Consider the following 21,008-nt stretch of genomic DNA (forward strand, 5'->3'; position numbering starts at 1 on the left):
GCCCCAGCACCCGTCCCGGGGCACGGAGTTTTCTCGCGAATCCGCTTGCCCCACGCCCCCGAGTCGCGCCTGAATCCCACCCGGCCCCCGCCCGGGGGCCCGCAACCGTCCGCTCCGCAACGCAACGGGGGTGGTGCCGATGACGTGCGCACCGCTGACCAGGCAGGAGCTGGAGAAGCTGCCGCCGGTGCTGGACCCGCCCACGGCCGGGCGGCTGCTGGGCATCGGCCGCACCACCACCTACTCCCTGCTGGCCGCCGGGGCGTTCCCGGCCCCGGCGTTTCGGGCCGGCAAACGCTGGCGCATCCCCACCGCCGGGGTGTGCCACCTACTCGGCATCGCCTACCCGCCCCCGCCCGCCCGTGAAACATCCGAGTCCCATGAGGAGGAGGCTGATGACACGCATCAGTGAAGGCACCACGTTCAAACGCTGCGGCTGCGCCGACCCGGCCACCGGCAAGCGCCTGGGCGCGGCCTGCCCCAAGCTCAAGCGCCGCAACGGCAGCTGGAACCCCGGCCACGGCTCCTGGGCCTACCAGATCGAGCTACCGCCTGCTTCCCCCGGCAAGCGCCGCCAGGCCCGCCGCACCGGCCTGGCCTCCCACGAGGCCGCCGCCGCGGCCCTGGAGCGCATCCGCGCGCTGCTGGAACTGGCCGAGGACGACTACACCCGCACCCAGATCGCCGACCTCATCCAGCGCATCCACCGCACCCGCGCCCCCCTGCCCCAGGTCGAGGAGGTCCGCGCCCGCCTGCTGGGCGGGGCGGTCACCGACGAGGTGCCCACCGTGGGCGAGTGGCTGCACAGCTGGGTCGCCTCCGCCGACATCGCCGCCTCCACCCGCCGCAGCTACCGCCAGCACATCCGCACCCACCTTGAGCCCCACCTGGGCCCCATCCCCCTGGACAAACTCCGCCTGGTCCACATCCAGGCCTGCTTCGACGCCCTCGAAGAGCGCAACGCCCACATCCGCGCCTGCCGCGCGTCCGACGACGAAAAGACCCGTGCGTCGGTGCGCGGCCAGCGCATCGCCTCGCCGGCGACCCAGCACCGCATCCGCGCCACCCTGCGCCGCGCCCTCAACGTCGCCATCTCCCGACCCGACCTGCCCATCACCCTGAACCCCGCCGCCCACCTGGTGCTGCCCAGCTGCCCGCGCCAGCGCCCCCTGGTCTGGACCCGTGAACGCGTGCAGCGCTGGCGCCGCAGCGGCGAGGTCCCCGGCCCGGTCATGGTCTGGACCCCCGAGCAGACCCGCACGTTTCTGGAGCGGGCCCGACGCGACCGGCTCTACGCCCTGTTCCACCTCATCGCCTTCAAGGGCCTGCGCCGCGGCGAGGCCGTCGGTCTGCCCTGGAGCAACACACGCCTGGAGGACCAGGCCATCGACATCCGCACCCAAATCGTGCAGCTGGGCTGGGAGACCACGGAATCGACCCCCAAGAGTGAGGCCGGCCAGCGCACCATCACCCTCGACGCCGAGACCACCCGGGTGCTCAAACGCTGGCGCAGGCGCCAAAACCGCGAACGCCTGGCCGCCGGCCCCTACTACTGCGACACCGGCCTGGCCTTCACCCACCCCGACGGCAGTGCCCTGCACCCGGCCCAGGTCACCCTGCTGTTCCAGAGGCTCCAGCAGGAGGCCGACCTGCCGCCCGTGCGCCTGCACGACCTGCGCCACGGCGCCGCCTCGCTGAGCCTGGCCGCCGGCGTCGACGTCAAGATCGTCTCCGCCGAGTTGGGCCACGCCACGACCACCTTCACCCAGGACGTCTATCAGAGCGTGTTTCCCCAGGTGGCCCGCCAGGCAGCCGAGGCCACCGCCGACCTGATCACCGGGCGTAGCGCCCACCAGGCGTGAACACTCACCACCGGGTCCCCGCGCCGTCGGCGGCCCCGCCGCACCAACGGCAGGGCCGCCGCCCCGCATCTCCCCGCCGCTTGTTTCCGCGTGGAAGGAGCCGCCCGTGTCTGCCGAGTCCCGCAGCGTCCACCTCAGCGACCCCGTCCTCAGCCAGGACGTGCTGCTGGCCAACCTCGCCGACTCCATCGCCGGCCACCCCTCCGACCGGCTCCTGAAGACCCTGGCGTGGTTGTTCACCGCCCACGTCAACGACCGCCTGCAGCCCGACTACACCTGGATCCCCCGGTATGCCGCCCTGATCGGCCCCTACGGCCGAAGCAACGGGCCCAGCCTCGATGAGATTGAGCGGCTCATCCGCCACAGCTTCGAGGACTTCCTGCTGCTAATGCCCGGCAGCAGTTACGGCGACAGGGCCGGAGGCAAGCTCCGCGGGCAATGAGATGAGGCCGATGGGCGGGGGACAAGCTGATGGGGAGGCATCCGCGGACGGACCTTGTCCAAGCCGGTGGACGGGAACCTTCGGCCGCTCCGCCTGGAGTCCTCATTGATCTCCGACAGTACTGTAGGGCTTTGCGTTTCCACTGTTTCGTCAGTGACACCTGCAAGGATGGGAGCTATGACTATGCACGGGGTGGCGATCTCCCTCTTCGCCGGGTGCGGCGGTCTGGACCTCGGGGTGGAGCGGGCCGGATACCACGTTCGCGCTGCCCTCGAATGGAACCGCGACGCCGCCGACACCATGGACAAGAACTTCGCCCTCCACGCGCCCGTCATCCGCAAGGACATCCTCCAGACCCCCACTGACGAAATCCTTGAGGCAGCAGGCCTGGGTGTCGGCGAGAGCCTGGACCTTCTCGTGGGCGGGCCACCGTGTACTCCCTTCTCCAAGTCCGGTTTCTGGCTGGACTGGAAGCGCAACGGCCTGGATGCCGACGCGTCGCTGCTGCAGGAGTACACGCGCGTGCTTTCTGAGGCCCAGCCTCGCCACTTCGTGCTGGAGAACGTCTACGCCCTCACCTACAACAACCGGGCAAGTCGTCCGGCCTACGAGCGGCTGCTGCGAGAGATCGAGGAAGCCGGCTACACCTACAGCGCGAAGGTGCTCAACGCGGCGGACTACGGGGTTCCGCAGTCGCGGCCGCGACTGTTCATCATCGGTGCGCGCAAGGGCGAACCGACGCCCGAGCTGCCCGCACCGACCCATGGAGGAAAGTGGGAGCGCCGAGCGACCGGCAACGAGGCCACTCCTCATGTAACGGCAGGCCAGGCGCTAGAGGGTCTCATCGCTGACCCCGAGCCCGGCGAGGATGTCGGCGGGCGCTACGGGCATCTGCTGCCCGACATTCCCCCCGGGGACAACTACCTCTTCTACACCGAGAAGCGCGGCCACCCGGACCCCCAGTTCAAGTGGCGCGGTAAGTACTGGTCCTTCCTGCTGAAGCTCTCTCCCGACAAGCCGTCGCCAACCATCCAGGCCCAGCCCGGTCCCTACATCGGCCCCTTCCATTGGGAGAACCGGCGCCTGCGGGTTCCCGAGATCAAGCGTCTGTTCAGCTACCCCGACGACTTCGAGCTGGTGGGCACACGCAACTCAATCCAAGCTCAACTGGGCAACTCGGTACCTCCGCTACTAGCGGAAAAGGTGGTTCGATCGCTGCTCGCCGAGCGGCCACACCCCGACACGGGCCCACAGTGAACTCCTGGACGAGCACAGCCCGTGGACAGCATCTGCGCGGTCGTCAGAAGGAGGACACCGAGCCCGAGATCCTGCTTCGCAAAGCGCTGCATGCGCTGGGGGCCCGGTTCCGCCTCCACCGCCGGCTGGCTAAGGGGTGCACCCCCGACCTCGTTCTGCCAGGGCGCCGCCTGGCAGTGTTCGTCGACGGCGACTACTGGCATTCCTGCCCCGTTCACGGCCGCAAAAGGCGTTTCACCGGCCCGAACGCGGAACGGTGGGAGGAGAAAATGGCCAGGAACAAGGAGCGGGACGTCCGCAGCTCCCACTTGGCACAGGAGGCGGGATGGACTGTCGTGCGTGTGTGGGAGTGCACAGTCCGAAAGGATCCGCAGGCGGCCGCACACGCCGTCCTAGCCGGGGAGTCTCCCCCGCCAGCGCCCTGAGAACATCTGGTGGCAGCCGCGCGCCCCTACCTCTGCCATAGGCTGGGCGGCTTGCAACCTGCGCGTATCGGCAAAATCCGCAACTAGCCGTGTCCGAGCGGATATGGAAACCTTGGCTGCTGTCCAGAGGTCGATCTGAGAGCTTCGGCGGTCATGGCATCAGGCAGCACGGGTAAGACCTATCTGCAGGTCAACAAGGCGAAGGCGCGGGAGAACTTCCTCACGGCCTTGGAACAGGCGACATCAGGCGGGCCTCTGCCTGAGGAGTGGGTCGAGCGCTCGCGCCAGGTGGGGCGCAGCAGCAGCATGACCCATACTCCGATCCTCGGAACGGCGCTGCTGGCCAAGGCGACGAACCGCGACGTTGATGCGCTCGCCCTGCAGAGAAACATCCATCGCGGCTACTCCGCCCGCGGACTCGCCAAGGAAGTCCTCGTGCCGCTGTGCGTGGAGCACGGGATCGACTTGCGGACGAAAGGCGCGGAGCCGCTTAATAACCAGCCCTTCTTCGCTCAACCGAAGATCATCAAGGAACTGGTCCCCGAAACCGACCCCACCGCGCGTAAAGAGCTCGAGTACCTGATCGCCTGCCTGGAGAAGGCCGACTTCCTCGAAGGAGAGGACGCGGTCGCCGCCCTTGCAGCGTTCCTCCGGGTACGTATCGAGGACGGGGACAAAGCAACCCTCCTGGAACTCGAGGCGGGGCAGCTGGGACTGTACGAGCTTGCGCAACTGTCCACAGAGTTCATCAACGTCAATCGGGAGGGCGGCCGACGAGGGCAGGCATTCGTTGCGGCTTGCTTGGACGTGATGTTCCCCGGCAAGGTCCGTGCTGATGCGATCAACGACCCCAGCCGCAGAGTGCCTGGGGATGTGGCCGTCGAGGCAGCGGTCACGTCTTCGGGGGACACTATCGGGGCCGCCGACATTGCTGCGCGACCATCAGCGGGGATTGTGCTGAGCGCCGAGGCCAAGCAAAAACCCGTCACCCCAAGTGAGGTGCTGCAATTCGTCGAGCGTCTCGCCGCGGCGGGGATCGACAAAGGAGTCTACGCCGCCCTCGACCCGAACCAGCCCGATCTCGGCACTCGCGTCCTAAGCCAAAAGAGCCTGGAGCGCAACGGTGTTCTACTGCAGATCGTCACTGAGCCCCGTGAACTGCTGGAGCTAGCGATCCAGTGGTCGCCGAAACCTATCCGGGAGAGTTTGCATGAGTTCCCGCAGTTGCTTGTGCTTCGCTTGAAGGACTTCCACTGTGGCCGGAACAGCCAAGAGGAGTGGGCCGAGATGCTGGCGCAGGAGTTCCCGCAGAAGTGAGCCGCGGTCGCATCCGCCGACGGGTCATCATGGCGTAGCCCATCCGGGAGCCGCCGCTCGATGCCCATGCCGTGCACGCGTTGCTTAGCCCCTCAGCGTGCGCCGATCTCGACGTGACCGCGCCCAAGCGTGGTGACCGCCGATCGCCGCCGACTCGCGCTACCGGAGGTCACGACGCTGGGCGCGGCCCAGCGCCCCTTCGTGGCCGCTCATTCCCGCACGTACCTGTTCCTTCAACGCGGACGGCTCCTGCAGAGCCGTGGACACACCAGGCCGGGCGCATCCTCCCGGGCGTGGGCGAGCCTTCAACGAGGAAGGTCCTGCAGACCAGTGGACACCTGGACAGCGGCGAAGTGTTGCTGAAAGCTCAGGACCGTTCAACGGGGACGGCCCCTGGGGAGCCGTGGACGCTTGCGCAGCGCGTCGCCGATCAGCACCTTGACGGCGTCCCTTCAACGGGGACGGCTCCTGCGGAGCCGTGGACACCCCCGCGAGCCGTGCCCCAGCAGGGTGGTACCGAACCTTCAACGGGGACGGCTCCTGCGGAGCCGTGGACACAGCACTTCACCAGCTGAAATGCGGTTGCTCGCCGCGTTGCTGCAGCCCGCGAGAGCGGTATTTGTGGCCTCGTGTCTGTTTTTCAGCTTAGGAACCTCCCGGAGAATTCATGGGCACCGGAGGTTCGCCGGTCACCGGCGCCTGAGATCGCCCGAGCATAGTAGTGCCCTCTGTCGTTTCGATCGTGCCGCATCGTCGGATACCCATCTTGTCCACTTCCGGGCTTGGGCCACATTTGTCGCCCCCCGCTTATACGGTGCCGATCGCACCAACGCGCCGAATTGGCCCGCATCGGCCGCTCGGCGGTCGACGCCGTAGAGGGGACCCATGTCCGAGGAACTCGTGCAGACACTGTTGGGCGCAGTGGACGAGAAACGCACGCTGGCCGGGATCGCCACGCATGCCCGGTATCGCCCTCCGGAGGGGGAGAAGGTGTTCCCGCCGACCTTCCCCCTCGACGGGACCAACGCGCCGACGCCTGCCCTGGTGGGCCAGCGTCTGACCGACGAGCACGGGCAACGCTACATGGTGGTGCGTGAGCAGCAGCCGCACGAGATCGGCCGCAGCCCGGATGACAAGGTCCAGTACCTGATCGAGCCGCGGCGCATCGCGGGTGAGACGCGCGAGATCGTGGTGCTGGACCAGGTGCCCAGCCAGGCCAACCGCATGGAGGCCGCGCTTTTGGCGGCCCGTGATGCCGGGCGGATCCGGTTGCCGCTGTTCGAGCTGACCATGACCGCCTCCGACGGCATCCCGATGCGGCTGACGTCGCTGGAGTTCCCGCACCGCTTCGCCGACGCCTATCTGCGCGACAGCCTTCTGGACGGCGTGGCCTTCGACCGGACTCCGGTGGGACAGCGGCTGCGCTCGGCCACCGCCCACGATGTGCGCCCGCTGTTCGCGTACTCGCCGGAGTCGCTGATCTTCGGGGCCTGGGACTCCCACCGCAAGGGCCGTTCCCTCAAGGTCGCCCGCTCCTACTCCTCCAGCGTGATCGGGATGGACCCGCAGGTGGGGCAGCGCCGCTCGGGGCGGATGGACCCCAACAACCTTTCCGGTGCGGTCAAGCCCGGCCACAACGGCACGGACTGGGCCTTCGTTGCCTCCGGGGAGAAGAAGAAGGGGGAGCGGCTCAGCGAGGTCGGCCACGGCAACATCGCTCCCGGCGTCGACCACGGCGGCGTGGTGATCAGCCAGGCCCAGCGCTCCGGGTGGCTGTCGCTGGCCGGGCTGGCCCAGCTGCGCTTCGGCGATGCCGGCGCCGAGGCCGCCCACCTGGCGCGGGCCGCGTTGGCGGCGCTGGCGCTGGCGGCCGACCGGTTGGCCTTCGATACCGTGTCGCTGCGGCTGCGTTCGGGCTGCGACCTGGTGCGCACCGAGGACGAGGTGGCGCTGGATGCCGGCACACGGCGCGAACCCCTACAGGTGGACGCCGAGTCGGCGATCGCGGCCTTCCACGAGCTGGCCGAGCGTGCCGGGCAGGCGGGCATCCCCATGGCCACCGACACCGTCGCCCTTGCGCCCAACCCGGCGCTGGCGCAGGCCATCGACTATGCGCTGAGCCGGGCCGACACGGGCGAGGCGGAGTAGGCCACATGGCAGTCGCAATCGAGGCCCGGCTGCTGTCGGGGCGCTATGAGGCCGCGACCCAGCGCGGCGACCGGGTCGAGTGGCCCCCGCATCCGGCCCGGGTGTTCTGCGCGCTGGTGGCCGCCGCCCGCTCCCGCGCCGAGCGGGACGCTTTGGAGTGGTTGGAAGCCCAGCCGCCGCCGCAGGTGTGGGCGCCCGATCTGGAGGGCGACACGGCGGTGACGACCTATGTGGTCACCAACAAGACCCACACCCGTAAGAAGCCGGGCAGCCAGCACTGGCCGGGCCGCACCGCCACCGAACGCACCCGGGTGGCCGGTATCCCCGCCGACGACGGCTTCGCACTGGTGTGGGAGAGGGCTGAACCCCCCGACGGGGTCCTGGCGGCCTTGGGCGAGGTCGCCTGGCGGGTGCCGTATCTGGGGCGGGCCTCCAACCCGGCGGCGCTGCGCGTGCACACCGCCCCCACCCGCCGGGAGGGATGGGCGCTCTATCGCCCGGCCAGGCTGGACGCGGTCAACACCATCGCGCTGCGGGTGTGCTACCCCGGCTATCTGCAGGCACTGGACGCGGCCTTCGACGAAGGGCGACGCGCCTGGGAGGAGGCGCGCACCCTCGCCTACACCCGCGAGGACGACGCCCCCGCCCCCGAAGCCGACCATGCGGCTGCGGGCCCGTTCTCGCGGATGCTGGTCTTCTCCCTACCGGGCGGCACGGTGCGCCCCGAGGGCATCGACCTGCTGCGCGTCACGCACACCTTGCGGGCGACCGTCCTCAGCCGCATCGGCGACACCGCGGCCGGCCAGATCACCGGCCACACCGATGCGGGCCGGGGCCACGTGGGCTATGTCGGCCTGGTCGATGTCGGCCACGCCAACGCCCGCGGCCACCTGGTCGGCATGGGCGTGCTGCTGCCGGAGGACCTGGATGCCGAGGCGGCGGTGCAGCTGCGCCACGCGCTCACCGGCGAGGAGGGGGTGCGGGTGAAGATGGGGCGGGCCGGCCACCTCGACCTGACCTATGAGCCCTGGCCCTCGGTCCCGCGCCGGCTCACCCCCGGCTACTGGTCGGCCGGGGCAGGCGGGGCCTGCTGCTGGTCCAGCGCCACCCCGCTGATGCTGGACCGTTACATCCGCCCCAACACCGACCGGGCGGCCGAAGTCGCCCGGTGCCTGGTCACCGCGGGCTATCCGGAACCGGTCCGGGTGGAGGTCGGCGATGCGCCCCTGCTAGCCGGGGCGCCGCACCGCATGAACCCCAAGACGTTCCCGGCGAATCGGCCGCGCCGCAAGATGCTGCACGCCCGCATCACCTTCCCCCGCCCGGTGCGGGGACCGGTGGCGGCCGGGTCGCTGCGCTACCTCGGCTTGGGCCTGTTCGCCCCGGCCCCCGCCCACCACCACACCCACGACGACGAAGACGGGCGAGTGCGGGAGGCTGCGCATGAGCTGGGACGGTGAGGGCTTCGCGCGCTTCTTCGCCGACGTGCACGGGTTCGCGCCGCTGCCGTGGCAGCAGGCCCTGGCCGAGCGCCTTCTCAACGGAGACGACTGGCCGGAGGAGGTCGATGTGCCCACCGGGCTGGGCAAGACCGCGCTGATCGACATCGCCCTGTTCGCCTCGGCCGCCGGGGCGCCGGCGGCGCGGCGGCGGGTGTTCTTCGTCGTCGACCGGCGCCTGGTGGTCGACCAGGCCCACACCCACGCCCGCACCATCGCCGACGCGCTCGCCGCGCCCGAGAGCGAGGCCGTGGCGGCCGTCGCCGAGGCGCTGCGCCCCTCCGAAGGCAAGGATGGGCCGGTGGTGGAGGCCGGGCGGATGCGCGGGGGCACCACCTGGTCGTGGCGGTGGGTGGAGCGGCCCGATATCCACGCCGTCATCGCCGGCACCGTCGACCAGATCGGCTCCCGGCTGCTGATGCGCGGCTACGGTCTCAGCGCCAACCTGGCGCCGATCGACGCGGCCCTGGTGGGCACCGACAGCCTCATCGTCTGCGACGAGGCCCACCTGGCCGAACCGTTTCTGACCACCCTGCAGGCGGCCTCCGAGTTCGCCGGCGGGCCGGGGCGGCTGCACCGCCCCACGGTGGTGGCCATGTCGGCCACCACCAACGGCGCCGAGGGCACGCGCCACACCATCACCGCCGCCGACGAGACCCACCCGGTGGCGGCGGCCCGGCTGCACGCGCCCCGGTGGCTCCACCTCATCCACCCCAAAGCCACCGCGGCCCAAGCGGCGCGGGCGGTCGTGGCCCAGATGGCCGGCTGGGCCCAGCACCTGGCCGGTGGGCCCGACAGCGGCCGGGTGGTGCTGAGCGTGTGCAACACCGTGGCCCGCGCTCGCGCGGTCTTCAACGCCCTGGCTGATGCCGGTGTGCCCGCCGAGCAGCGGATCCTGTTGACCGGACGGATCCGCCCGCTGGATCGCGACCACCTGCTCGCCCGCACCGCCGACACGTTCCTGCTGGGCCGGCGCAGCTATGCTCCGGCCCCGCCGTTTTACATCGTCAGCACGCAGACGGTGGAGGTCGGCGCCAACATCGACGCCGACCACCTGGTCACAGAATCGGCCTCGATGGCCGCGCTGATCCAGCGGCTGGGCCGCATCGGCCGCGCCCCCGACCAACGCCCCACCGGGGCGAGGCCGCCGGTGTTTCGCGCGGTGGTGGTGCACGATACCGCCACCACGAACGACGACCCGGTCTATGGGCCCGCCCGCGCGGCCGCCTGGGAGCTGCTGTGCCGCCACGCCACCCCGACCCGCCCCACCCCCAAAACCAGCCCCAGCGCCGACCTGCTGGATGAGCACATCGTCGCCTCCCCCGTCGCGCTGCAACGCATGCTCGCCGACCTCACCGACGAGGAGCGGACGAATCTGGCACCCCCGGCCCCGCTGGTTCCCCGCGTGTGGGAGACCACTCTGCAGGCGTGGGCCAACACCGGCCCTCGCCCCCACCCCGACCCCCCGGTCGCCCCGTACCTGCACGGGCTGGAGAGTCGCGAGCCGGACGTGCAGGTGCTCTGGCGCGCCGATATCACCCCCGCCCAGGTGCACCAGGCCCAGGGCGGCGACGTCGCCGTCGCCGAGGCGGTGCAGCAGCGGCTGCAGGCCCTGCCTCCAGCCGCCGAGGAGATGCTCAGCCTGCCCGCCCCGGCGCTGCGCCGCTGGGCCGGCGGGAGGTCCGCCGCCGAAGACGTGGCCGACGTCGACACCGCCCGCGCCCCCGCCGAGCCCGACCCCCGCAACGCGGCGACCATGGGGGTGGTGCGCTACCGCGGGCGCGAGGACATCGCGGTCATACCCGCCTCGGCGATCCGCCCCGGCGACACCATCGTCCTGCCCGCATCCGCGGGCGGGTGCGACGCCTACGGGTGGAACCCCGGCTCCCGCACCCCGGTGGTCGACGTGGGCGACCTGGCGCTGCGCCGCCACCGCCCCCACCTGCGCCTCCACGCGGGCCTGGGCACCGTGCTGCAGCCCTCACCCGGCGAACCCGCGCAGGTCGCCGGATACGAGGAGGCCGATGCGTTGGCCCGCATCCAGCGGCTGATCCAGGCGGTGCAGGAGCGCGACCCCGACGCCACCGTGCGCGGGGCCGACTACGCCGACGCGCTCACCCCGCCCCCGGCTGCCGACGCCGAGCCGCTGTTTGCCACCCGCGCACAGCGGCTGCTGCAGGTGCTGGCCGACCTCGCCGCGCCCGGCCCCCGCCGGCTCAACGCCACCCTCCTCACCGACCCCGGAAGCGAGACGGAGCAGACCGGTACGGTCGTGCTCTCGGCGGCCGGGGCCGGCGCCGGCGACGACGACACCTCCTCGGCCTCCACCGCCCCGGCCCCCGTCGAGCTCGACGCGCACCAGCGCGCGGTGGCCGACCAGGCCGCCGCCTTCGCCCGCGCCCTCGGCTTCGCCGACCACACGATCCACGCCCTCTGGCTGGCCGGGCGCCACCACGACGAGGGCAAACGCGACCTCCGGTTCCAAGCCATGCTGCGCGGCCTGCCCGCCGACGCCCTGGACGGGCTGCCCGTGCTGGCCAAGTCCGGCCTCAACCCCGCCGACCGCGCCGCCTACCGCCAGGCGTTGGCCCGCTCCGGGTACCCGCCCGGCCTGCGCCATGAGGCCCTGTCGGTGCGCATCGCCGCCGCCCTGCTCGACCAGCACGGCTACGACGTCGACCGCGACCTCGTGCTGCACCTGATCGGCGCCCACCACGGCCGCGCACGCCCCCTGATCACCCCCGTGCCCGACCCCGACCCGCCCCCGGTCCCCCTACCGGCGGGCCTGGAGCCCATCACCCCCGCCAGCGGCCTCGACCGGAAACAGCCGGAGCGCTTCGCCCGGCTCCAGCAGCGCTACGGGCCCTGGCACCTGTGCCTGCTGGAGGCGGTGGTGCGCATGGCCGACATCTGGTGCTCGGCCGGCCACACCCCCACCACCCAACCGGCCCCCACCATCCCCCGACGCCCACCGCACACGCCCGCCCAACCGCGACGGGAACACACCGTGGCCCTGCCCGCCCTGGACGGGCGCGACCCCCTCGGGTTCCTCGCCGCCCTGGGCCTGCTGCGCCTGCTGAGCGACCACACCGACCATGCGGCCGCGCTCGGGTTCGACCCGGCCACCGCCACCGCGCACCTCACCAGCCCGCTCCCCGACATCGAGGCCCTCTTCCACCAGGTGCACGCCCTCATCATCGACCTCGGCATAGCACGGCTGCTGCCCGGCGCCCCACCCCGCTGGCCGCCCCAGCAGGCCCCCGGCCGGGCAACGGACCCGCTGCGGGAGGATCGCGCTTGTCTGCCCGCGTTCATCGCCGCATCGCTGGCCGCCGCCGGTGGCCCTGCTGAGCAGGCCGCGGTGCGGCGATGGCTGCCGGCCCTGGTCACCGACCTGGCCGTCGACGACAAGGGCCGTGCGGCCCTCACCCCGTTCATGGCCCCGGCCGGGCGCCAGACCGCGGCCACCTTCTTCAAGGCCCCGCTGATGGAGGTCCGCAACCGTCCCGGCGTGCTCGAGGAAGCGCTGCGGGCGTGGCGGCGCGTGGAGGGGACCACGGGGGAGTACCTCGACCACCGCGCCCTGCGCATGGCCGGCGACACACCGCTGGGCGAGGCCGCCCATGCCTCGGTGCCCGGCGCGACCTGGCTGGCCACCCAGGCCCTGCCGCTGCTGCGCCTGACCGGCGATACGCGGGGAGCGGCCGCGACCTTGTGGCACCGCATCGGTCGGCGGCGCATCATGGCGTGGCCGGTCTGGGAACCCGCCCTGGATGCGCATGCCGTGCAGGCGCTGCTGGGCCACCCCCACCTGCGCCCGGACCTGGACGTGACCGGGCACGAGCCCGCGGTGACGGCCGATCGCCGTCGGCTCGCGCCGTTGGAGGTTGTGACCCTGGGCGCGGCCCAGCGTCGCCCGATCCCGGGCGGCAAGTCCGCCGGCGTCCTGGTTCCGCTGCCGGTGCAACTCCGGTGACCGCCACCGCCACGGTTCGCCGGTGGCCGCGAACCTCCGGTGCCCATCGAAACCCGGGGAGGTTCCGAAGCAGAAACCGCCATAAAACACGCAGCGGAATGGGGGGCCCTGCTCGCTCCCAGTACCCGTCTCCAGGTTTGTCCAGGTCATGAGCGTGTCCACGGCTCCGAGGGGCCGTCCATGTTGAAGGAGCCAGGTCCCAGAGGTATTCGGGATCGGTGTCGGGTGTCCACGGCTCCGAGGGGCCGTCCACGTTGAAGGGACCTGGGCGACCTTGACGTCGGCGAGGAGCACGCCCGTGTCCACGGCTCCGAGGGGGCCGTCCACGTTGAAGGGAGCGCACCGACGAGGGGGAGTCGGGGCAGGTGTCGAGTGTCCACGGCTCCGAGGGAGCCGTCCACGTTGAAGGGCTGCTGGCTTCGACCCCACGACCCACCTGATCGGGTGTCCACGGCTTCGGGAGAGCCGTCCACGTTGAAGGGTCTCCGATGAGTGGCCGCTGGAGGCGACCCCGCTGGTGTTCACGGCCCCCAGGGGGTCGTCCACGTCGCTCTTCGGCGCAGGCTGGCAGGGCGGCGAGCGCCCCCGTATGCGCGATGGGCCCGCTTGGACCTGGATCGCCTGGCGTTGGTTCCCGCGGTGGCGCTCGGCCCGGGACACGTTCTCGTGTCGTCCTTGGAGGCCGGGCCGGGATTCGGCGGTCCAGTGCAGCCTTGCACGCTCCCCTCGGGTGCCCGGCGAGGATCGACTCCGCTGGTGGGGGAGGGCAGGTCGGTGCGTGGGTGAGGCGATGGGGCTCCCGGCATGTGGGGCGGCCACGCGCATGAGGTCCGAGATTGCTGTGCCGGAAGGTGACGGGTGCTCCGGTTTGCTCCAGCGAGGCCGGCGTAGGCACCGCTGCGCGAGCCGCCGGCGGGCGCCGGGAGGGCGGTTGACCTGCGTCGACGACTCGGTCCCGACAAAAGAGCACCGACGGAGCAACATCGGCCTCGACAGGAGGTCCCGAACCGCCCCCACAGACCCACTGACCTGCGAAAACAAGGTGGGCCACCAGGGGATCGAACCCTGAACCCGCGGATTAAAAGTCCGCTGCTCTGCCAGTTGAGCTAATGGCCCCGTGGCGTGGTCATGAGGATGGCACACGCGCGGGTACCAGGGTAACGGGTTTTGGCGGGGGGCGGGGCATGGGCGCGGGCGGGGTGGGGCGGGGCAGTGGGGGGTCAGCGGCGGCAGCGTAGGTGGAGGAAGAAGGGGTGCTGGGCCGCTGGGGCGAGTCTGGGCTCGGAGCGGACCGCGGCCTCATCGGGGCGCGGCTCGCGCAGGGACTCGATGACGAAGCCGGCGGCTTCAAGAGCGCGGGTGTAGGTGTCCAGCGGGCGGTCGATCGCCTCGAACGTCATCGTCAGGCCGTTGGTCTCGACGTGCTCGGCCAGGCGGTGCTGGGCGAAGTAGGGAGTCAGGTGCTCGGCGGGCCGGTTGAGGGGATGGACGATCGCCGCGCAGAGCAGGCCGCCGGGGGTGAGGACGCGCGCGCATTCGGAGATCGCGGCGGCGGGGTCGTCCATGTCGTGCAGGCTCATGAACGCCACGATCAGGTCGGCCGATCCGGTGCGGACGGGGAGCGCGGTCCCGCTGCCGTGGAGTACGCGCTCGTAGCCGCCTGCCTCGTGGGCGCGCCGGGCCAGCGTAGGCGAGCTGTCGACCCCCATGACCCGGTGGCCGGCGGATGCCAGGAGCCGGCCGACGCGCCCTTCGCCGCAGCCGAGGTCGAGCGTGAGCCGTCCCGGAGGCGGCAGCAGGGGTGTGAACGAAGGCCAGTTGAGCTCGGAGAAGTACACGTCATGGCCTGCCGTGCGGGTCCACGCGATCCATTCGGCGGCCCGGTGTTCCCACGCCTGCGCAAGCTGCTCGGCCATGAAGCGGGATTCTACAGACCCGCCCGCGGCTGCGTTCCCGAAGCGGTCGGGCGGGCCCGGCCGTGAGCGTGGCGCCCCGGTGCGCATCATCGGCGCTCGCAGCGCCCGCCCGGTGCCACCGGGCCCGCGAGCGCGCGGCGCCCCGCGGCCGGTCCCGTCTCGGCGGACGCGGCCGCGGGCACCACCACCGCGCTCCCGCACGGTGGCCGACCGGCCACGGCAGGCGCGCCGACTCCGCCTCGCCGAGCCGGCCTGGCCTGGCGGCCCGACCGGGCCCTGCGGACCCTCCGCGCCGACGGGTTTGCGGTGTCGCGGGGCGGCTAAGCATGGGTGAGAACCGTGGTGGAGTCGGCCGACGAAGGGGCAGACCATGCGCGCAGTCACCGTTAGCCCGGACCGCGAGGACCCGCTGGAGGTGCGCGAGCTGCCCGAACCGGAGCCGGGGCCGGGGGAGCTGCTGGTCCAAGGGCTCGCCCTGGGCGTCTGCGGCACCGACCGCGAGATCATCTCCGGCGGCCACGGCGCGCTGCCCGAAGGGCGCGACTGGCTCGTCCTCGGCCACGAGTCGCTGGGTCGGGTGCGCCGCGCGCCCGAGGGCAGCGGGTTCGCCGAAGGGGACCTCGCCGTGGGCGTCGTCCGCCGACCCGACCCCGTGCCCTGCGGGGCCTGCGCGCGGGGCGAGTTCGACATGTGCCGCAACGGCCGCTACACCGAGCGGGGCATCAAGGCGATCGACGGCTTCGGCGCGCAGGCCTGGACGATCGAACCCGAGTACGCCGTGAAGCTGGACCCCGGGCTGGAGCGTGTAGGCGTGCTCATGGAGCCCACCACCGTGGTCGCCAAGGCCTGGGAGCAGATCGAGCGCGTGGGCGGCCGCTCCTGGTTCGATCCGCGGCGCGTGCTGGTCACGGGCGCCGGACCGATCGGCATGCTCGCCGCCCTGCTGGGCAAGCAGCGCGGCCTTGACGTGCACGTGCTCGACCGGGTGACCGAGGGCCCCAAACCGCCGCTCGTGCGGGATCTCGGTGCCGAGTACCACACCGAGGACATCGAGCGCGTGATGTCCGAGGTGGACCCCGACATCGTCATCGAGGCGACCGGAGCCGCCCGGCTGGTGTTCGAGGCCATGGCGGGCACCCCCGCCTACGGCATCGTCTGCCTCACCGGCGTCTCGCCGGCCGGTCGGCGCATCACCGTGGACGCCGGCAGCCTCAACCGCGACATCGTGTTGGAGAACGACGCGGTGGTGGGCTCGGTGAACGCGAACCTGCGCCACTACCGGCAGGCGGCCGACGCGCTGGCCGCCGCCGACAGGGCGTGGCTGGAGCGCATCATCACCCGCCGCGTGCCGATCGACCGCGCGCAGGAGGCGTTCACTCCCCAGCCCGACGACATCAAGGCGGTGCTCGCCCTCGACCCGTCGGCGGAGTAGCGGCGGCGGGGCCGGGCCCGAGCGGGTCCCGCGGTCGGCGGCGCGGCGCCTCACGCGCCGAGGGCCCCCGGCGGCCAAGGGGCACTTCGCCGCCTGCGGCGACTCGTCTGGAAATCCGGCGCAGCAGTGGATCCGGGATCCCGGGGCCCGGGCGGGGGCCCGCGGACCATGGTCGAGCCGCGACCCGTTTGCGGAGGCCCCCGGCGGGTCAGGGTTGCGGTCAGGGGAGCGCCAGGGGCGTTCCCGATGGGAAAGCGCGCGCCGGGAGGGCAGGCTGGAACCATGAACGACAACTTCGGCAGCAAGAAGCTCAGGCGCAGCCGCCAGCAGCGGCTCCTCACCGGCGTGTGCGGCGGTATCGGGGAGTTCGCCGGCGTCGACGCCAATCTCGTCCGACTGGCCTTCGCGGTGTTCACGCTGATGGGCGGCAGCGGGGTCCTGCTCTACGTCATCGCCTGGCTCGTGATGCCCGAGGAGGGCGGCCAGGCGTCGATGCTCGAACACCTCATCCGCAACTTCCAAGGCAAGAAGTCCGACATCTGATGTGGTCGCTCCGCGCCAGGCCGGGCTTCGTGGCACGGCTCCCCCGCGCCCTCGAACAGGCGAAGGGGGAGCCGGCCGGGCAGCGCGAGGCCGCGGCCCGCAAGGACACACGGCCGGGCGGTCGCACGGGGGCGTCCGCCACCCAGGGGGAGACGGCGCTCGCCTCCTAGCGGCGGCGCCGCTCCGCCGCTCGCCGGGGGGCGAGCGCGTCCGGAACGCGACCGCCCATCTGCGTGCCGCGCCGCCCCCGCGTCCCTCAGGTGGCGGCCGGTGCGGGCGTGTTCATCAGCTCGATGGCGCTGCGTGAGATCCGCGACCAGTGGACCGCCAGCCCCAGGGCGCACACCACGCCCACGGCGCCGGCGGCGGTGATGACCACCTGCGTGCTGGTGATCTCCACCAGCAGGCTGGCGAGGGCGATCCCGACGCCTTGCGCCGCCTGGAGTCCGGCCGCCACCAGGCCGAACGCCAGGCCGCGTCCCTCGCCCGGCACACACAGCACGAACGCCGCGTTGGCGACGAACTGGTAGGACGCCGCCACGCCCGAGAGCACCATCAGGCCGACCATCCCCCACAGCGGGGGGTCGGCGAGCCAGACCAGCAGCGGCGCCGAGGCGGCCACGGCCAGCGGTCCGAGCATGTGCATGCGGGTCGCCGGGTTGATCAGCCGCGTCAGCACGAAGCCGCCCACCACGGCCCCCAGCGACGGAGCCGCCATGATGAAGCCCGCCGCCGTGGCGCCGCCCCCGGCTTCGTCGGCCAGGGGGTTGGCCAGGCCGTAGGGCATCATGTAGATCCCGGCCAGCCACGCCAGCAGGCCCAGGGTGCGCAGGCGGGAATCGCCGAACACCAGTCGCGTGCCGTCGCGGGTCACCTGCCACAGCGAGGGGCGGGCGTCGCCCTCCTCGTGTGCCGCCGGGCGGTGGCGCACGCCGAGGTAGACGATCGCCGCCGAGGCCAGGAACGTCAGCCCGTTGTACATCACCGTGGAGTTGGCCCCGATGGCCGAGACGATCCAGCCGCCGGCGGCCAGCCCGACCAGGGTTCCGGTCTGCGAGGTCAGCTGCAGGATGGCCGATCCGGCGACGTAGCGCTCGCCCTGCACGATCTCGGCCATCAGCGCGGCGCGGGCGGCGCTGAAGGGCACGATCGGCAGGATCGACAGGAACAGCAGTCCCCAGATGGCCCAGATCGGCAGGCCGGGGATGCCCATCGCGGCCACCAGCACCGCGCGGACGATGTCGCAGACGACGATCACCCGGCGCCGCGGGAAGAGGTCGGCCAGGCCCGACAGCAGCGGCCCGCCCACGACCTGGGGGATGAAGGTGAGCGCGAGTGTGATCCCCGCGGCCAGCGCCGAGGACGTCTGCTGGTAGACGAGCACGGTGACGGCGATGTTGAGGAGGAAGTTCCCGGTGATCGCCAGGGCTTGGGCCGCCCACAGGGCGCGGAACTCGGGAACCCCCATGACCTCGCGGTAGCTGCGCCGCCAGTCGGAGGGCTGGGCCGGGTCGTCGCCGTCGGCCCCGCCGGGACCGCCGGTGTCGTCGGGGGTGCCGGGGCCGGAGCCGCCGGCGGAAGGGGAGGTCTCCTCGGCGGTCGCGGCGAGCGCGGTCGGCGCTTGGCCCTCCAGCGGCGGCTCGGCGCCCTCCTCGGGAACGGACTCGCTTGCGTCGGTTTCAGGGCGCGGTGGGTTCGCCTGTCCGCGAGCCTGAGGGGGGACGCTTGCTTCGCGGCTGTCCATGTGCGGATCGCCCACTCGGCGACTCCCTTACTGGGTCACAAAGGTGTCACGCTAAGTTGTTGGATGATGACCTACCGTTCCTGATGTGTACGCTTTTCCGCAAGTCATGGCGGCATATTCGTTTCTGTTTCGTTGTAGCCGCGTAGATACCCGCTGCGCTTCATATTGCGGAAGTCCCGTTTTGACCAGGGAGTCCGCGGGTACTGCGGCGCGGTGCGGCGACTGCGCCGGGTGACCGGGGCGTTTCGGCGCCGCGGCCCCGGGCGGCGCCGGCCTCATCCCCACCCGAGCTCGTGGAGGCGCTCGTCGTCGATGCCGAAGTGGTGGGCGATCTCGTGCACCACGGTGATGCGGACCTCCTCGACGACGTCCTCGGGGCCGGCGCAGACCGCGCAGATCTCGCGCCAGTAGATGGAGATCTGATCGGGCAGCACGCCGAAGTAGCCGTCGCCGCGCTCGGTGAGCGGCACGCCCTCGTACAGGCCCAGCAGACCGGGTTCGGGCGGATCCTCCGCCACGACGATCACGACGTTGTCCATATAGCCGGTGAGCTCTTCGGGAATGGTGTCGAGGGCGTCGGCGACCAGCTCCTCGAATCGTGCGCGCGTTAGTTCGACCACGTCTCGCATTGTGCGTCATGGCCCAGGCGGTGACGAGTCCGATCCCGCCCGTCCACAGGGGCGGGGCCGGAGCCGTCCCGCCGGCGCGGGGCGCGCCGCAGGCAGGCGCCGGGACTGCGTTGGCACGCCGTATGCACGGGCATGATGGAGAGGTGTTGTCGCGCGTGAGATCCCGCCTCGTCGAGGCCGGGCGAGCCGCCCCCGCCCGGTTCGCACGCATCCGCCGGGGCCGCACCTGGCGCGTCGCCGCCGTCGTGGTCGCCGCGCTGCTGGGCGGCTGGCTCGGGCTGTCCCTCGGCGGCCAGATCGTGACGCCGATCGGGCCCGCCGACGTGGAGTTCAGCGTGTCCCCCGACTGGGACGGCGAGACGGTCGTCGATGTCTCGCCGCTCGGCAGGCTGGCGTTCGACACCCATTCGGCGCCGCTGAGCTTCCGCGCCTCCATCGACGAGATCCGGCTGTCGGCGGCCCAGGAGATGTTCCAGAACCCCCAGGCGATCAACCGCATGGCCGAGAGCATCGGCGACCAGCTGCGCGACGGCGTCATCCGGCTGTTCGCGCAGGCGGTGGGAGCCGCGGTGGCGGGGGCGGGAATCACCGCGCTCGTCCTGTTCCGCGACTGGCGGCGCGCGGGCCTGAGCGCGCTGACGGCCTTGCTCCTGCTCGCGGGCGCCGGCGGGCTCAGCGCGGCGACGTTCAACCCGGCGGCCATCGCCGAACCCCGCTACACGGGTCTGCTGGCGGGCGCGCCGCAGGTGGTGGGCGGCGTGGAGAGCGCGGTCAGCCGGTTCTCGCAGTACCGCGAGCAGCTGGCGAGCCTGGTGGGCAACGTCTCCCAGCTCTACGAGGCCACCTCGACGCTGCCGGTCTATGAGAACGACGAGGACACCGTCCGCGTCCTGCACGTCTCCGACCTGCACCTGAATCCGGCCGCGTGGAACGTCATCCGGTCGCTGCGCGAGCAGTTCCAGGTGGACCTCATCGTCGACACCGGCGACATCACCGACAGGGGCAGCGCGGCCGAGGACGCCTTCGTCGACGAGATCGAGTCTCTTGAGGTGCCCTACGTGTGGGTGCGCGGCAACCACGACTCGATGGGCACCCAGCGGGCGGTGGCCCAGCAGGAGAACGCCGTCGTGTTGGACGACGAGGTGCAGAAGGTGGAGGGCCTCGTCTTCTACGGTGCGGGCGACCCGCGCTTCACCCCGGACAAGACGCTCGACAACCCGACCGAGGAGGAGCTCGCGGCGATCGGCGCCGAACAGGTCGCCTCGATCGAGGGCCGCGATCGGCCGGTGGACGTCGCCGTGTTCCACGACGCCCGGCAGGGCCAGGCGTTCAGCGGCAGAGTCCCGCTGGTGCTGGCGGGCAACAGCCAGAACCGGTGGACCGAGCTGAAGCCCACGGGCACCCGCTACATGGTCCAGGGTTCGACCGGCGGCGCCGGCCTGCGCGCGCTGGACGGCGATTCGGACGCGCCGACGCCCTACCAGGCCTCGGTGCTGTACTTCGACCCCGAGTCCAAGCGGCTCCAGGCCTGGGACGCCGTCACGCTGGGCGGCCTGGGCCTGACGTCGGCGCAGATCGAGCGCCACATCTCGGAGAACCCCGACCGCGAGATCACCCCGCCCACGACCAGCCCGCAGCCGCCGACGCCGCCGGCGCCGACCACGCCCGCCTCGGGCGAGGCGACCCCCACCCAGGCACCCGCCGCGCGGCCCGAGCAGCCGACCCCGTCGCCGGCCGACTCGCCTCAGTGACCCGTCCGCGGCGAACCGCTTTGGCACCGGGGTGGAATCTCCCCTATGCTTGAGCCGTCCCGACGAC

At 71.9% G+C, this 21,008-nt stretch carries 15 protein-coding genes and 1 tRNA gene; 12 read left to right on the forward strand and 4 right to left on the reverse strand.

What is annotated here, in order from left to right:
- Nucleotides 1–139: 139 nt before the first annotated feature.
- From FZ103_RS10660 to cas3u, 9 genes are all read left to right on the forward strand, one after another.
- Nucleotides 140–412 carry a helix-turn-helix domain-containing protein gene (locus tag FZ103_RS10660; protein WP_186356096.1) on the forward strand — a complete coding sequence of 91 codons (273 nt, stop codon included), beginning with the start codon at nt 140–142 and terminating at the stop codon, nt 410–412.
- The gene (locus FZ103_RS10665; protein ID WP_156000555.1) at nt 396–1,862 is read left to right on the forward strand and encodes a tyrosine-type recombinase/integrase; all 1,467 of its coding nucleotides are present in this window, start codon (nt 396–398) and stop codon (nt 1,860–1,862) included. Before FZ103_RS10660 ends, FZ103_RS10665 begins: the two co-directional genes overlap by 17 nt.
- Nucleotides 1,863–1,968: 106 nt before the next feature.
- Nucleotides 1,969–2,304, forward strand: a complete 336-nt coding sequence (locus FZ103_RS10670; RefSeq protein WP_156000556.1) for a hypothetical protein — start codon at nt 1,969–1,971, stop codon at nt 2,302–2,304.
- Nucleotides 2,305–2,487: 183 nt separating this feature from the next.
- Nucleotides 2,488–3,561 (forward strand): DNA cytosine methyltransferase, encoded by a 1,074-nt coding sequence (locus FZ103_RS10675; RefSeq protein WP_255429928.1) that lies wholly within the window; start codon nt 2,488–2,490, stop codon nt 3,559–3,561.
- Nucleotides 3,558–3,986, forward strand: coding sequence for a very short patch repair endonuclease (locus tag FZ103_RS26195; protein WP_222936646.1), 429 nt, complete (start codon nt 3,558–3,560; stop codon nt 3,984–3,986). Before FZ103_RS10675 ends, FZ103_RS26195 begins: the two co-directional genes overlap by 4 nt.
- 153 nt (nt 3,987–4,139) lie before the next feature.
- Nucleotides 4,140–5,303, forward strand: a complete 1,164-nt coding sequence (locus tag FZ103_RS10685; RefSeq protein WP_156000558.1) for a restriction endonuclease, SacI family — start codon at nt 4,140–4,142, stop codon at nt 5,301–5,303.
- An 885-nt stretch (nt 5,304–6,188) separates the two neighbouring features.
- A complete protein-coding gene (cas7u, locus tag FZ103_RS10690) occupies nt 6,189–7,451 on the forward strand; it encodes a type I-U CRISPR-associated RAMP protein Csb1/Cas7u (RefSeq protein WP_156000559.1) in 1,263 nt (420 codons plus the stop codon).
- Nucleotides 7,452–7,456: 5 nt separating this feature from the next.
- On the forward strand, nt 7,457–8,911 hold the full coding sequence (csb2, locus tag FZ103_RS10695) for a type I-U CRISPR-associated protein Csb2 (RefSeq protein WP_156000560.1): 1,455 nt from the start codon (nt 7,457–7,459) through the stop codon (nt 8,909–8,911).
- The gene (cas3u, locus tag FZ103_RS10700) at nt 8,895–12,926 is read left to right on the forward strand and encodes a type I-U CRISPR-associated helicase/endonuclease Cas3 (RefSeq protein WP_156000561.1); all 4,032 of its coding nucleotides are present in this window, start codon (nt 8,895–8,897) and stop codon (nt 12,924–12,926) included. The genes csb2 and cas3u overlap by 17 nt, the downstream gene beginning before the upstream one ends.
- A gap of 1,043 nt (nt 12,927–13,969) precedes the next feature.
- Here the strand turns inward: cas3u and FZ103_RS10705 are convergent.
- Both FZ103_RS10705 and FZ103_RS10710 read right to left on the reverse strand, forming a co-directional pair.
- Nucleotides 13,970–14,042 (reverse strand) — tRNA-Lys (locus tag FZ103_RS10705).
- Between the two features lie 104 nt (nt 14,043–14,146).
- On the reverse strand, nt 14,147–14,842 hold the full coding sequence (locus FZ103_RS10710; protein ID WP_186356097.1) for a class I SAM-dependent methyltransferase: 696 nt from the start codon (nt 14,840–14,842) through the stop codon (nt 14,147–14,149).
- Between the two features lie 370 nt (nt 14,843–15,212).
- Between FZ103_RS10710 and FZ103_RS10715 the strand changes: the two genes are divergently transcribed.
- Together FZ103_RS10715 and FZ103_RS10720 are read left to right on the forward strand one after the other, a co-directional pair.
- Nucleotides 15,213–16,274, forward strand: coding sequence for a glucose 1-dehydrogenase (locus FZ103_RS10715; RefSeq protein WP_156000563.1), 1,062 nt, complete (start codon nt 15,213–15,215; stop codon nt 16,272–16,274).
- Nucleotides 16,275–16,556: 282 nt separating this feature from the next.
- Nucleotides 16,557–16,817: a PspC domain-containing protein gene (locus tag FZ103_RS10720; protein ID WP_156000564.1), complete on the forward strand. Its 261-nt coding sequence runs from the start codon at nt 16,557–16,559 to the stop codon at nt 16,815–16,817.
- A 256-nt stretch (nt 16,818–17,073) separates the two neighbouring features.
- Here FZ103_RS10720 and FZ103_RS10725 read toward each other — a convergent pair whose 3' ends face one another.
- Entirely contained in the window at nt 17,074–18,285 is a 1,212-nt protein-coding gene (locus tag FZ103_RS10725) for an MFS transporter (protein WP_156001008.1), read from the reverse strand.
- A gap of 551 nt (nt 18,286–18,836) precedes the next feature.
- Nucleotides 18,837–19,190: a metallopeptidase family protein gene (locus FZ103_RS10730; RefSeq protein WP_156000565.1), complete on the reverse strand. Its 354-nt coding sequence runs from the start codon at nt 19,188–19,190 to the stop codon at nt 18,837–18,839.
- A gap of 122 nt (nt 19,191–19,312) precedes the next feature.
- Between FZ103_RS10730 and FZ103_RS10735 the strand changes: the two genes are divergently transcribed.
- On the forward strand, nt 19,313–20,941 hold the full coding sequence (locus FZ103_RS10735; protein ID WP_156000566.1) for a metallophosphoesterase: 1,629 nt from the start codon (nt 19,313–19,315) through the stop codon (nt 20,939–20,941).
- The last annotated feature ends 67 nt before the right edge of the window (nt 20,942–21,008 follow it).

It is taken from the genome of Streptomonospora sp. PA3, assembly GCF_009728995.1.
Lineage (GTDB): Bacteria > Actinomycetota > Actinomycetes > Streptosporangiales > Streptosporangiaceae > Streptomonospora.

What these genes read in the sequence shown, in the direction of transcription:
- cas3u (WP_156000561.1), top strand. Translation starts at nt 8,895, where the DNA reads ATGAGCTGGGACGGTGAGGGCTTCGCGCGCTTCTTCGCCGACGTGCAC.
- FZ103_RS10725 (WP_156001008.1), bottom strand. Translation starts at nt 18,285, where the DNA reads ATGGGGGTTCCCGAGTTCCGCGCCCTGTGGGCGGCCCAAGCCCTGGCG.
- FZ103_RS10720 (WP_156000564.1), top strand. Translation starts at nt 16,557, where the DNA reads ATGAACGACAACTTCGGCAGCAAGAAGCTCAGGCGCAGCCGCCAGCAG.
- FZ103_RS10730 (WP_156000565.1), bottom strand. Translation starts at nt 19,190, where the DNA reads ATGCGAGACGTGGTCGAACTAACGCGCGCACGATTCGAGGAGCTGGTC.
- FZ103_RS10665 (WP_156000555.1), top strand. Translation starts at nt 396, where the DNA reads ATGACACGCATCAGTGAAGGCACCACGTTCAAACGCTGCGGCTGCGCC.
- FZ103_RS10660 (WP_186356096.1), top strand. Translation starts at nt 140, where the DNA reads ATGACGTGCGCACCGCTGACCAGGCAGGAGCTGGAGAAGCTGCCGCCG.
- FZ103_RS10685 (WP_156000558.1), top strand. Translation starts at nt 4,140, where the DNA reads ATGGCATCAGGCAGCACGGGTAAGACCTATCTGCAGGTCAACAAGGCG.
- cas7u (WP_156000559.1), top strand. Translation starts at nt 6,189, where the DNA reads ATGTCCGAGGAACTCGTGCAGACACTGTTGGGCGCAGTGGACGAGAAA.
- FZ103_RS10710 (WP_186356097.1), bottom strand. Translation starts at nt 14,842, where the DNA reads ATGGCCGAGCAGCTTGCGCAGGCGTGGGAACACCGGGCCGCCGAATGG.
- FZ103_RS10675 (WP_255429928.1), top strand. Translation starts at nt 2,488, where the DNA reads ATGCACGGGGTGGCGATCTCCCTCTTCGCCGGGTGCGGCGGTCTGGAC.
- csb2 (WP_156000560.1), top strand. Translation starts at nt 7,457, where the DNA reads ATGGCAGTCGCAATCGAGGCCCGGCTGCTGTCGGGGCGCTATGAGGCC.
- FZ103_RS10735 (WP_156000566.1), top strand. Translation starts at nt 19,313, where the DNA reads ATGCACGGGCATGATGGAGAGGTGTTGTCGCGCGTGAGATCCCGCCTC.
- FZ103_RS10715 (WP_156000563.1), top strand. Translation starts at nt 15,213, where the DNA reads ATGCGCGCAGTCACCGTTAGCCCGGACCGCGAGGACCCGCTGGAGGTG.